The organism is Sphingomonas sp. EU05-FHT14C10, from assembly GCF_058790595.1.
This window is the reverse complement of record NZ_JBYTEN010000026.1, coordinates 20,506-32,221: the sequence shown is the minus strand read 5'-3', so window position 1 is coordinate 32,221 and position 11,716 is coordinate 20,506. Positions and strand designations below refer to the sequence as shown.

Sequence of the window (11,716 nt, the reverse complement as noted above, 5' to 3'; positions counted from 1 at the left end):
GCTTCGCGGGGTGCCGGGTGTCGAAAACGCTTTCGACCCCGAACCGGCGCGGTTTCAGACGCGCGCATCGTGATAGTGCTGTCCGCATAGCGCAGCATATGGCCGCACCGCGTCGCGGGCGCCGCCCCGAAAGCGCCGCAACTCCGTCAATGGGCCGCACCCCTCACCGGCAATAAAAGCACCAGCGCCGCATATTTTCTATTGCACATGATAATGCGTCGCAATAAGCGAGCGACAACAAGAAGCTCACAACCAGGGAACGGTCATGCAACGAACTGCTGCGACATCTATCAACCGGCATCGGAAATTTCTGGCCATGTCCTGCATCAGCGCCGCAGCGCTGGCGCCGACGGCCGTCCATGCGCAGCAGGCTACGGATTCTTCTGCCGCGCAGGAGGAACGAACCCTCGGCGGCGTGACGGTGACGGACACCGCGATCGACGACACGCCGGGCAGGACGCTCGAATCGCCGAAGCGGACGCGTTCGGTGCTTGATACGCCGCAGACGATCACCGTCCTCTCCAGCGAAGTGATCGAGCAGCAGAATCTGCTGACGCTACGCGACGTGCTGTCCACCCTGCCCGGCATCACATTCGGCGCCGGCGAAGGCGGCGGCGGCTATGGCGACAGCATCAATTTCCGCGGCTACAGCGCCAACAATGACATCACCGTCGATGGCGTGCGCGACAGTGCGCAATATACGCGCACCGATCCCTTCAATCTCCAGCAGATCGAAGTCACCAACGGCGCCAACTCGGTGATCTCGGGCGCGGGTTCGGTCGGCGGCAACATCAACCTCGTCACCAAGAAGCCCCTGGCCGACGATCAGGCGCTCGTCACCGGCGGCGTCGGGACCGACAACTATTATCGTGGCACGGCCGACATCAACCGCCGCGTCAGCGATCTGATCGCCTTCCGCCTCAACGCGATGATCCATCGTAACGACGTGCCTGGCCGCGATGTCGAGAAGTATAAGCGCTGGGGCGTCGCGCCCGCCGTCACCATCGGCATCGACAGCCCCACCCGCCTGACCGTCCAGTATCTGCATCAGGAAGATCGCAACGTCCCGCAATATGGCGTGCCCTATTATGGCGGTGCGGTGCCCGGCGTCGATCGGAGCAGCTATTACGGCTATCGCAACGTCGACACGCAGCGGATCAACGTCAATCAGCTCACCGCGACGTTCGAGCATGATTTCAGCGACAAAGTGTCGATCCGCAACCTCGCGCGCTTCCAGGATGTGACGCAATATTCGGTGGTCGATCCGCCCCAGGGCACCTGGTGCCTGCCGAGTGGCGTGACCCCGACCGGCGGCTCGTGCACGGTCGATCTCGACACGCGCACCGGCGCGACGCAGGTGTTCAACATCACCGTGCCTGCAGGCTTCTACTTGCCGTCCGGCCCGCGCGGCAACACGCGCGACACACGCAACCAGCTGATGTTCGACCAGGTCGATCTGAAGGCGGTGTTCAACACCGGCCCCATCGAGCACACGATCGATTTCGGCGGCGCCGCGACCTGGGAGAAGTTCGATCTTTCGACCGGCAACGTGCTGCGCGCGGCGGACGGAAGCAATCCATTCGCCTTCAACCCGGCAGCACCGAGCGCCAACGCTCACTTGCCCTATATCAACATTGCCGATCCCAATAATGTCGTGACCGGCCCGTCGGTGCCCGGCGGCGTCTACGGAAGCAATGTTTGGACTGGCCCGCTCAACTATATCGAGAGCGCGCGCCAGGCGGGCGAGCAGACCAACTATGCCGCCTATCTGTTCGACACGATGAAGCTCGGCAAGATCGAGTTCAGCGGCGGCGTCCGCGTCGAGCGCAACAAAGGCAGCTACCGGGCCGACACCGTCTCGACCACGACTGCGACGCTCGGCCAGGTCACGCGCGGCGTGGTATTCCGCAATGCCGACACGCTTGTCTCCTATCGCGTCGGCCTGACTTACAAGCCGATCGAGAATGTCAGCCTCTACGTCGCCTATGGCAATTCGCAGACGCCGTCGAAATCCAGCGTCAACGGATCGTGCACCGATGCGACTTGCAACGTCGATCCGGAAACCGCGCGCAACTACGAGATCGGCGCCAAGGCCGAACTGTTCGACGGCGGGCTGCTGCTCGCGGCTGCGGCTTTCCGCAACGAGCGCGATAAATATCGCGTCGCCTCGAACGATCCGACCGTGCCCGATCAGGTGCTCGACGGCCATTCGCGCGTCGACGGCATCTCGCTCAGCGCCACGGGCAAGATCACCCCGGCGTGGCAGATCGTCGCCAACTACACCTATCTGAACGGCGAACTGCGCCAGTCGGTGTCGGATTACTGCCTTGCCAATCCGGGTGCTACCGGCTGCGGCAACAGCAGCGCTGTCCCCGATCCGGCGCGCGGGGCCGAACTGGCGAACACGCCCAAGCATTCGGGCAGTCTGTTCACCACCTATCGCCTGCCCTTCGGTCTCTCGGTCGGCTATGGCGCGACCTATCAGGGCCGCTTCGCCTTCGGCACGCCGACGCTTGCCGCGCCGACTGTCGCCTTCTCGAAGGATTATTGGGTGCATCAGGCGTTCTTCTCCTACGACATCACGCGGAAGATCTCGCTGCAGGTGAATGTGAAGAACTTCACTAACGCCAAATATTACACCCGCATCCGCAACAATGGCTGGGCCACGCCGGGCGACGCACGCTCCGCCGTGTTCACCCTCAACGCCCGCTTCTGACGTCCCCGGGTGGAGAGGGAAATCCTCTCTCTCCACCCACCCGCCTTGCCAGCGTCGCGCTGGTCCGCAAAATAGCGCCATGGTCATCGAAATACCGGAACTGCTCACTCAGGCGGAGGTGCGCGAAGCGCATGCCGCGCTGATGGCGGCCGAATGGGTGGACGGCCGCGCGACCGCGGGGCACCGCGCGCGCAACGTGAAGCGCAACGGCCAGCTCGCGCCCGACAATCCCGTGGCGCAGCGATTGTCCAACCTCATCCTCGACCGGCTGGCGCGAACGCCGCTGTTCATCGCGGCGGCGCTGCCGCTGCGTATCCTGCCGCCCAAGTTCAACCGCTACGAAGACGGCGGCACTTACGGCAACCATGTTGACAACGCGATCTTCCCGGTCCCCGGCACGATGCAGCATGTCCGCAGCGACATCTCATCGACCTTGTTCCTCAGCGATCCCGATGACTATGACGGCGGTGAACTGGTGATCGAAGACACGTTCGGCGAACAACGTGTAAAGCTCCCCGCCGGCCATCTCATCGTCTATCCCGGCAGCAGCCTTCACCGCGTGACGCCGGTGACGCGCGGCACGCGCCTTGCCGCCTTCTTCTGGACGCAGAGCCTCGTCGCCGCCGACGAGCGCCGGCGCACACTGTTCCAGCTCGACAATGCGATCCAGTCGCTGAGCGCCGATCATCCCGATCATGCTTCGGTCGACGATCTGACCAACGTCTATCATAACCTGCTCCGCCAATGGTCGACGACCTGAGCGACATGATGGGACCGCTGCCGCCACTTTCGGCCATCCCCGCCGATCTGCTGAACCTTGCCGATTATGAGAAGCGCGCCGAAGCGCACATGCCGCCGGCAAGCTGGATGCATGTCCAGGAGGGATCGGGGGCGTGCCTGACGCTGGCCGACAATCGCACCGCCTTCGATCAGCTGCGCCTGGTTCCGCGTGCGCTCTCCGATCTGCGCGGGGGCAATACGGCGATCGACCTGTTCGGCCGCCGCCATGCCGCGCCGATCCTCCTTGCCCCCGTCGCCTACCAAACTCTGGCGCATTCCGAAGGCGAACTTGCCGTCGCGCGCGCGGCGGCCGCGCTCGAGGTCGGCATGGTGCTCAGCACGCTTTCGGGCATAGCGCTGGAATCGGTCGCAGCGGCCGGCCGCGCCGCCAGCCGCGAATTGCGCAGGCCAAACGCTCCTCTGTGGTTCCAGCTCTATCTGCAGCCCGAAGGGTCCGACAATCTGGCGCTGGTCCGGCGTGCCGAGGAAGCAGGCTATGAAGCGATCGTCCTGACGATCGATGCCGGCCTGAAGCGCAGTAGCTTCACCCTGCCGCCGGGCGTAGACGCCGCCAATCTCGCCGGCATGACGCGCGCGCGCCATGTCGCCCATGCCGCAAGCGGCCTTCTGTTCGGAACGCCGATGGTCGACGCGATGCCATGCTGGGCGGATCTCGCCTGGCTGCGCAGCGCGACGAGCCTGCCTATCATCGTCAAGGGCATGGCGATTGGCGCCGATATCGACAGGATGATCGACGAAGGCATCGACGGTCTCATTCTCTCCAACCATGGCGGCCGCGTGCTGGACGGTCTGCCGACAAGCGTCGACCTGTTGCCGGCCGTGCGCGATCAGGTCGCCGGCCGCATCCCCATCCTCATCGACGGCGGCGTCCGCACCGGCGTCGATATCGTCAAGGCGCTCTGCCTCGGCGCCAGCGCCGTCCTCGTCGGCCGCCCCCAGATCCACGCGCTTGCCGTCGCCGGCATGCCCGGCGTCGCGCACATGCTCCAGATACTGCGTGTGGAGCTGGAAGTGGCGATGGCGCAGCTCGGCTGTCCCGACCCGTCCAGCCTCACCGGCGACCGGCTCTTCACCCCGCCGCGCTAGGCGATGCCCGGCACCGCTATGGGCTGGGGAGCGGTCGCCTCGAAGCTCGCGACCGGATAAGCGCAATAATCGGCGGCATAATAAGCGCTGGGGCGATGATTGCCCGAATCGCCGAGCCCGCCGAAAGGCATGTTGCCCGCCGCGCCCGTGGTCGGGCGGTTCCAGTTGACCACGCCCGCACGCGCATGGGCGGCGAAACGCTGCCACAGCGCTTCGTCGGCGCTGACCAGCCCGGCGGACAGGCCGAAGCGCGTCGCGTTGGCCGCCGCGATGGCGGCGTCGAAATCGGGCACGCGCATGATCTGGAGCAGTGGCGCGAACAGCTCGGCATCCTCAACCGCGACGCCTGTCACGTCGACGATACCCGGCCGGACGAAGGCTTCGGAGCGTCCTGTAACCGGCGCGAACGGGCGGATGACGCGCGCACCGCGCGCCACCAGCGCCGCCGCGCCGTCGAGCGCCACGCGCGCAGCCCCTGCGTCGACCAGCGGCCCCATGAAGGCCTCGCCCTCCTCGTTCCACGCCGCGATCCTGAGTTGATCGGTAAGCGCCACGACCTGCTCGATCACCGCATCGCCGGTCGCACCTTCGGGCAGGATCAGCCGGCGCGCGCACGAGCAGCGCTGACCGGTGGTGATGAACGCCGAATGGATGACCATTGATGCCGCATCGGCAGGCGAATCCCAGACGATCAGCGGATTGTTGCCGCCCAGTTCGAGCGCGAGGATGACATGCGGGCGATCGACAAAGGCACGCCGGAAATGAGCGCCCGCCGCTGCGGAGCCGGTGAACAGCAGCCCATCGATATCCGCCGCGACCAGCGCCGCCCCGGTCTCGCGAGCGCCCTGCACGAGGTTGAGAACGCCTTCGGGCAGCCCTGCGGCGATCCACGCCTCGACCATCAGACGGCCCACCAGCGGCGTCTTTTCCGACGGCTTGAACACCACCGTGTTCCCGGCAAGCAGCGCGGGCACGATATGCCCGTTGGGCAAATGCCCGGGGAAGTTATACGGGCCGAGCACGGCCATCACGCCGTGCGGGCGATGGCGCAGCACCGCGCGACCAAAGGGCTGGAGGCCGTCGCGCTCGCCGGTTCGTTCAGCGTGCGCGCTGATCGACACCTCGACCTTGGCGATCATCGACGCGACTTCGGCCCGCGTTTCCCACAGCAGCTTGCCCGTCTCGCGCGACAGCGCCTCGGCCAGCGCCTCCCGACGCTCTCCGAGAATCGTTGCATAACGGCGGGCGAGCATGATGCGCTCTCCGAGCGGCCGGGCGCCCCAGCCCGGCGCCGCCGCCCGCGCCGCCGCAACCGCGGCCTCGCACTGCGCTGCGCTGGCGACCTCACCCTGCCAGACGATCTCGCCCGATGCCGGATCGGTCGAGGTCAGCGCCTCGCCTTCGCCTGCAACCCAGGCCCCGCCGATATAAAGCTCGCTCATAATCTCACCCTGACAATCATGCCGTCTTCAACCTTCAGCGCGCGCGCCGCTTCCGCGTCGATCGTCGCGCCATCCTCGCTCAGGCTCACCGCCGCGCGCACCGCCCTGAACGCACCGATCGAATCGGTCGACAGCAAGCGCGGCGCGCCTTCCACCCGATCGGCGACCGAGACCGCGAAGGCGCGCGTGTTGCGCAGGCTGGCGATATGGTCGCGCCGGCACGTCACCGTCGGACCGCCGTCGAAAATATCCACCAGCCTCGACAGCGCGAAACCCTCGCGTTCCAGCATCGCGAGCGCCGCCTGCCCGTCGCGGTGGACGCGGCCAACGGCGTCGCGCGCTTCGGGCGCGATCAGTTCGAGATAGATAGGGTGCCGCGGCGCGAGATCGAGGATGAACTGCCCGTCGGTCGACATCACCATCGCATCCGCCTCGTCGAATGGCAGGCGGAAGAATTTCGAGGCCACGCCGTCCCAGAAGGGGCAGGATGCGCCGTCCTGCCCGAACCAGCCGCGCAGCTCGGCCATCACCGTTTCCGAGAAGCGCAGCGGATCGGCGCCGATCAGCATGTAGCGCGAGGCCGCGAGCAGGCTCCCCGCGCCACCCGCACGGCGTTCGGCGCGGACGAACAGCGATCCGACCTCGCTCCACCCGCCGCATTCGTTGACCAGCACCAGCGCCTGATGATCGAAACGCGTCCCGATGGCCGGCGAATATTGGGCCAGCGTCATCACGCGGAACGAGAAATGCGGCCGTTTCAGCCCCACTGCCGCGCGCACCGCCGCGACCCCGTCGATCCTTCCGGTCCCTGCATCCTCCAGCAACAAGGTGTACCAGGCCTCGGCCGGCGCGACCTCGCCCGAAAAGCTCGCCGCCGACAGGTCGAGCCTGTCGGCGAGCGTCGCTTTGTCCTCGGGCAGGCTGGTGAAGCCCCGCCCGGACAGCCGGGCGAGCTCCATCAAGGCATCGATGTCGGACGGCCCGGCGGCGCGGACAGCGAGCATCAGGCCGCCTGCAGCAGCGACGCCCGCGCCATTTCGCACGCCGTCGCCAGGCGGCTCACCGCTTCCTCGATCTCGGCATGGGTGATGAGCAGCGAGGGCAGGAGCCGCACGATATTCTCGCCGCCGCCCGCGACCAGCAGGCCCGCATCGCGCGCAATGCCCATGAAGGCACGGTTGTTGGGGACGAGCTTGATGCCGATCAGCAGCCCCTTGCCGCGAATGTCGACGATCACGTCGGGATAGCGCGCCCGCAACTCTTCGAGGCGGAGGAAGAAATCGGCCGAGGCCGCGCGGGCATTGGCCAGCGTCTCTTCCTTCGCGATTTCCTGGAAAGCGACATTCGCGACCGCCATCGCCAGCGGATTGCCGCCGAAGGTCGATCCGTGGACGCCCACGGTCATGCCGCGCGCGGCCTCCGCCGTCGCAAGGCATGCGCCGACGGGAAAGCCGCCGCCCAGCGCCTTGGCCGTCGTCATGATATCGGGCGCTGCGTCCTCGAACCATTCATGCGCGAACAGCTTGCCGGTGCGCCCCATGCCGCTCTGCACTTCGTCGTGGATCAGGAGCACACCATGCCTGCGCGTCAGGTCGCGCACGCGGCGCATCCATTCGCCGGTCAGCGCACGCGCGCCGCCTTCGCCCTGCACCGGCTCCACGATCAGCGCCGCCGTCGTCGGGCGCGCGATCGCCTCGGCGATGGCATCCTCGTCGTCGATGGTCAACTGGACGTAACCGGGCAGGCGCGGGCCGAAACCCTCGACATAGGAAGGATTGCCGGCCGCGTTGATCGCCGCATAGGTGCGGCCGTGGAACGATCCGGCAAAGCCGATCACGTCGATCCGCTCGGGCTGGCCGCCCACCGAATGATAGCGCCGCGCGGTCTTGAGCGCGCATTCGACGGCCTCGGATCCCGAATTGCCGAAGAAGGCGACGTCGGCGAAGGTCGCGTCGGTCAGCCGCCGCGCCAGTTCTTCCTGGCCGGGGATGCGGAAGATATTGGAGACATGCCACAGCTTGTTCGCCTGCTCGGTCAGCGCGGCGACGAGCTTCGGATGGGCATGGCCCAGCGCATCGGTCGCAATCCCGCCGACGCAGTCGAGATAGGTACGCCCCTCGGCGTCGGTCAGCCAGACGCCCTCACCCTTTTCCACCGCCACTGGCGCGCGGCTGTAGACGCCCATGATGCGATCGTCGGTCATCACTCTTCCTCCGTTCCGAAATCGACGCGGCCGATGCGCTGCGGCGCGATCAGCGTCTGGATGCGGCCCGCAAGGCGGCGTTCGGCCGCCGGCACAAGCCTCGCATAATAGTTGAGATTGACGGGGCCGATCCCGTGCTCGGCGCTGAAGCTGCCGCCATAATCGTTGCACGCGGCGTCGAAAACGATCGCGCGCGCCCGCTCGGCCACGACGGGATCGAACGCCCCGGCGCCGGCAGGCCAGACGAGATTATAATGGAGCCCGCCGTCGCCGATATGCCCGAAATCATGAAGCTCGAGAATTGGCGCGGCCGCCGCAAGCCGCGCCGCGACGTCTGCGCGAAACCGCATCACGTCACCGCGCTTCAGTGCGATGTCGCAGCCGATCACCTTGCCTTTGGCGCGCAGCCCTTCGGGAACGGCATGGCGGATCGCCCACAGCCCCTCGCGCCGGTCGATCGCGACATCGCTGACCGGGGCGTCGTCGCCGTCCATGTAGGGGGTAAGGCTCGCCGCCAGCGCCTCCTCAAGCATATCCTCGCTGAACGCGCCGCCCGCCGACAGCTCGATCAACACCGCATAGCGCGGCACACCCGCCGCAAAAGGATTGCGCAGCCGCGCGACATGCCCGAACGCCGCATCGAGCGCGGCATGGGACATGCCCTCGAACGCGGTCAGCAACGTGCCGAAATCGGCCTCGAGCCTTTCGAGCAGCTCGATCGCCACCTCGGGCCGGTCGAGAGCGAGCATCGCGGTCACCACCGCCGTCGGGCGCGGCTGGAGCGCCAGAGTCGCGCGCGTCACGATACCCAGCGATCCCGCGCCGCCGACCCAAAGCTGCTTCAGGTCGAGCCCGCTATTGTCCTTCCACAAGGCGCGGCCAAGCTCGACGATCGTCCCCTGCCCGTCGGCCAGCACGACTTCGGCGGCCAGCAGGTTGCGCCGCACGTCGCCGTAGCGCAGCAGCCGCGCACCGCCGGTATTGGCGGCGACCATCCCGCCGATCGAGGGATCCGCGCCCAGATCGATCGGGAAGAACAGCCCGTGGCGCCCCGCAGCTTCGTTGAGCGTCGAGAGCGCGACGCCCGCATCAACCTCGGCGCTGCGATTGAGCGCATCGATCACCGGCGCGCGGTTGAGCCGCTCCAGACTCAACACCACCTCGCCCTTCGCCAGCCCCGCTCCGACCAGTCCCGTGCGCCCGCCCTGCGGGACCAGCCGGATTCCTTCGGCCGCCGCCACGCGCATCAGCGCAGAGACTTCAGCCGTCGACCCCGGGCGCACGACTGCCAGCGCCGCGCCGCCGCCCTGTCGTCCGTCATTGTCGTAACGCGCGAGATCGTCGGGCGCGCGCAGCAACTGCGCATCGCCGACGATCGTCGCGAACGCGTCGAGCGTCATGCCGCCTTGGTCATCGCAAAAATGCCCGTCGCATTGCCGCTGTCGAAAGCGAGGTCGAGCGCACCTGTGGCCGGGTCGATCTCGCGCGTGATGAATTCGTAGAAGGAACCCGGCACTTCGCGCTTCTCGGCGCCCGTCGCGGTCCGGAAGCTCCGCAGCACCGGATCGGCGCGATAGGCGGTCTGGCGCACGCGCCCGCTGGTCGAGACTTCGACACGGTCCTTGATCGGGCGCCCCATCGCGCGCTCGCGATCGGCCAGCGCCTCGACATCCGCGACGCGATCGGTCGCATGGTTGAAGGCATTGCCCTCGGTCGCGATCCACGCCGCCTCGGGCGATTGCGCCAGCAGCGCCTCATAGTCGGCGATGGTCGGCTCGACATGCTGGCGATCGAACGCCGCGAGAATCTCGGGCAGCGCGACCTCGGCCAGCGCGAAAGGCGCATCCTGCCCGGCCGAGAAGAGATTGAGCATGCTGAGCGCCGCCGCGCCGAGCGGATCGCGCGATGCGCCGAACACGCGGTCTGCCGCAGCGCCGAAGGCCGAATCGAACTGGTCGACATGCAGCTCGCTCAGGAAATATTGCGGGATCGCCTCGGAATAGTCGCGGTGGCAATAGGCGCGGCCGGTCATCTTGAGGCGCGGCAACGGATAAGTGCCGGCCACCGCATAGCCCAGCGGCTCCAGAATGCGGCGGAAGGCATCCTGCCCGCCAGGCAGCGCGCCCGTCGGCCGGTCGAGGAAACGGATGGTGCGGATGGCGCCATGATCGAAGTTGACGCGCTCGCCTGCGGCGATGCGATCGGCGACATAGGCCGCGCCGGTCGGCACGACCTTGAGCAGCGCATCGAACAGGCATACGCCCAGCGCGGTCGCGAAGCCCGCACGCGTCACCTGGCCGTCGCGTTCGGCGACGATCGCGTCGTCGATGACGATCGTCGCCAGCAGCCGCTCCGCCGCCTCCGCGCCAATCCGCCCCTGCACCAGCCGTTCGATGACTGCCATGTCCCATTCCTTCGATGAAGATCTTGAGGACCGTGCTTTTGGATTGGACAGGCGACCAACACAAACATAATGACTTCATCTGTTGATGACGAATCGGAATATGTAATGAGCGACAGTCGCCGTCGACTCCTGCCGCCCATGGGCGCACTTGCGAGTTTCGTTGCCGCAGCGCGTCATGACAGTTTCTCACGCGCAGGCGACGAGGTCGGGCTGACGCAAAGCGCCGTCAGTCGCCAGATCGCAACGCTTGAGGATTGGCTCCAGATCAGCCTGTTCCAGCGCAGCGGACGGCGCGTGACGCTCAGCCCCGAAGGTCGTGCCTATGCCGACGCGATCACCCCGGCGCTCGACCGCATCCGCGCGGCGACCGCCGCCGCCATCGCGCGCCAGCCCGACAAGGAGCTGAATATCGCGACCTTGCCCAGCTTCGGCATGCGCTGGCTTGCCCCACGCCTGCCACGCCTTACCGAACGCCACCCCAATGTTGTCGTGAACTTCGCCGCGCGTTCCTTCCCCTTCAGCTTCGCCGACGAGCCCTTCGACGCCGCGATCCATTTCGGGTTGCCAGACTGGCCCGGCGCGCGCCACGAACTGCTGTTCCGCGAACAGGCTATCCCGGTCTGCGCCCCCGCCCGCCTTGCCGAGCAGCCGATCGCAAAGCCCGAAGACATCCTTTCCTGGCCGCTTCTCGTCCAAAGCTCACGCCGCTCCGCATGGAGCCAGTGGTTGCGCGTCGCGGGCGCCGACGCCGAACCACCCGCGCCCAGCGGCTCGTTCGAGCATTTCCTGATGCTCGCGCAGGCTGCGGCAGCGGGAAGCGGCATCGCGCTGATCCCGCGCTTCCTGATCGAGCCGGAGCTTGCTGCGGGCTCACTCGTCTCGCCCTTGCCCGTCTCGCTCAGTAACGAGGAAGCCTATTATCTCGTCTATCCCGACGACCGGCCGACCTCGCCCGCGCTGGCGCAGGTCAGCGCGTGGATGATTGGGGAAGCGCACGCCGACGCATCTTAAGCTGCTGCAAATCATCGGCTGGACAGCCGCCTCCGATCATGAGACGAATGTCC

At 66.9% G+C, this 11,716-nt stretch carries 9 protein-coding genes; 4 read left to right on the top strand and 5 right to left on the bottom strand.

Annotated elements, in window-relative coordinates:
• Nucleotides 1-316 precede the first annotated feature (316 nt).
• From AC3WT0_RS18100 to AC3WT0_RS18090, 3 genes are all read left to right on the top strand, one after another.
• On the top strand, nt 317-2,716 hold the full coding sequence (locus tag AC3WT0_RS18100) for a TonB-dependent receptor (protein ID WP_492754825.1): 2,400 nt from the start codon (nt 317-319) through the stop codon (nt 2,714-2,716).
• Nucleotides 2,717-2,795: 79 nt separating this feature from the next.
• Nucleotides 2,796-3,476 carry a Fe2+-dependent dioxygenase gene (locus AC3WT0_RS18095; protein ID WP_492754824.1) on the top strand — a complete coding sequence of 227 codons (681 nt, stop codon included), beginning with the start codon at nt 2,796-2,798 and terminating at the stop codon, nt 3,474-3,476.
• Nucleotides 3,461-4,603 carry an alpha-hydroxy acid oxidase gene (locus AC3WT0_RS18090; protein ID WP_492754823.1) on the top strand — a complete coding sequence of 381 codons (1,143 nt, stop codon included), beginning with the start codon at nt 3,461-3,463 and terminating at the stop codon, nt 4,601-4,603. The genes AC3WT0_RS18095 and AC3WT0_RS18090 overlap by 16 nt, the downstream gene beginning before the upstream one ends.
• On the opposite strand, the gene astD is transcribed toward AC3WT0_RS18090, so the two are convergent.
• From astD to AC3WT0_RS18065, 5 genes are read right to left on the bottom strand one after another with little or no spacing between them, the layout of a single operon-like run.
• Nucleotides 4,600-6,045, bottom strand: a complete 1,446-nt coding sequence (gene astD / locus AC3WT0_RS18085; RefSeq protein WP_492754822.1) for a succinylglutamate-semialdehyde dehydrogenase — start codon at nt 6,043-6,045, stop codon at nt 4,600-4,602. The two genes, AC3WT0_RS18090 and astD, sit on opposite strands and share 4 nt — an antisense overlap.
• A complete protein-coding gene (locus AC3WT0_RS18080; protein ID WP_492754821.1) occupies nt 6,042-7,049 on the bottom strand; it encodes an arginine N-succinyltransferase in 1,008 nt (335 codons plus the stop codon). The genes astD and AC3WT0_RS18080 overlap by 4 nt, the downstream gene beginning before the upstream one ends.
• Nucleotides 7,049-8,248, bottom strand: a complete 1,200-nt coding sequence (locus AC3WT0_RS18075) for an aspartate aminotransferase family protein (protein ID WP_492754820.1) — start codon at nt 8,246-8,248, stop codon at nt 7,049-7,051. Before AC3WT0_RS18075 ends, AC3WT0_RS18080 begins: the two co-directional genes overlap by 1 nt.
• The gene (locus tag AC3WT0_RS18070; protein ID WP_492754819.1) at nt 8,248-9,648 is read right to left on the bottom strand and encodes an FAD-binding oxidoreductase; all 1,401 of its coding nucleotides are present in this window, start codon (nt 9,646-9,648) and stop codon (nt 8,248-8,250) included. The genes AC3WT0_RS18075 and AC3WT0_RS18070 overlap by 1 nt, the downstream gene beginning before the upstream one ends.
• Nucleotides 9,645-10,652, bottom strand: a complete 1,008-nt coding sequence (locus tag AC3WT0_RS18065) for a 2-oxoadipate dioxygenase/decarboxylase family protein (RefSeq protein WP_492754818.1) — start codon at nt 10,650-10,652, stop codon at nt 9,645-9,647. Before AC3WT0_RS18065 ends, AC3WT0_RS18070 begins: the two co-directional genes overlap by 4 nt.
• 105 nt (nt 10,653-10,757) lie before the next feature.
• On the opposite strand from AC3WT0_RS18065, the gene AC3WT0_RS18060 reads away from it, so the two are divergent.
• Nucleotides 10,758-11,663 (top strand): LysR substrate-binding domain-containing protein, encoded by a 906-nt coding sequence (locus AC3WT0_RS18060; protein WP_492754817.1) that lies wholly within the window; start codon nt 10,758-10,760, stop codon nt 11,661-11,663.
• The last annotated feature ends 53 nt before the right edge of the window (nt 11,664-11,716 follow it).

Bases quoted from the DNA above. Each gene is read 5' to 3' on its own strand.
- AC3WT0_RS18090 (WP_492754823.1), top strand. From the start codon at position 3,461: ATGGTCGACGACCTGAGCGACATGATGGGACCGCTGCCGCCACTTTCG.
- AC3WT0_RS18070 (WP_492754819.1), bottom strand. From the start codon at position 9,648: ATGACGCTCGACGCGTTCGCGACGATCGTCGGCGATGCGCAGTTGCTG.
- AC3WT0_RS18080 (WP_492754821.1), bottom strand. From the start codon at position 7,049: ATGCTCGCTGTCCGCGCCGCCGGGCCGTCCGACATCGATGCCTTGATG.
- astD (WP_492754822.1), bottom strand. From the start codon at position 6,045: ATGAGCGAGCTTTATATCGGCGGGGCCTGGGTTGCAGGCGAAGGCGAG.
- AC3WT0_RS18060 (WP_492754817.1), top strand. From the start codon at position 10,758: ATGAGCGACAGTCGCCGTCGACTCCTGCCGCCCATGGGCGCACTTGCG.
- AC3WT0_RS18095 (WP_492754824.1), top strand. From the start codon at position 2,796: ATGGTCATCGAAATACCGGAACTGCTCACTCAGGCGGAGGTGCGCGAA.
- AC3WT0_RS18075 (WP_492754820.1), bottom strand. From the start codon at position 8,248: ATGACCGACGATCGCATCATGGGCGTCTACAGCCGCGCGCCAGTGGCG.
- AC3WT0_RS18100 (WP_492754825.1), top strand. From the start codon at position 317: ATGTCCTGCATCAGCGCCGCAGCGCTGGCGCCGACGGCCGTCCATGCG.
- AC3WT0_RS18065 (WP_492754818.1), bottom strand. From the start codon at position 10,652: ATGGCAGTCATCGAACGGCTGGTGCAGGGGCGGATTGGCGCGGAGGCG.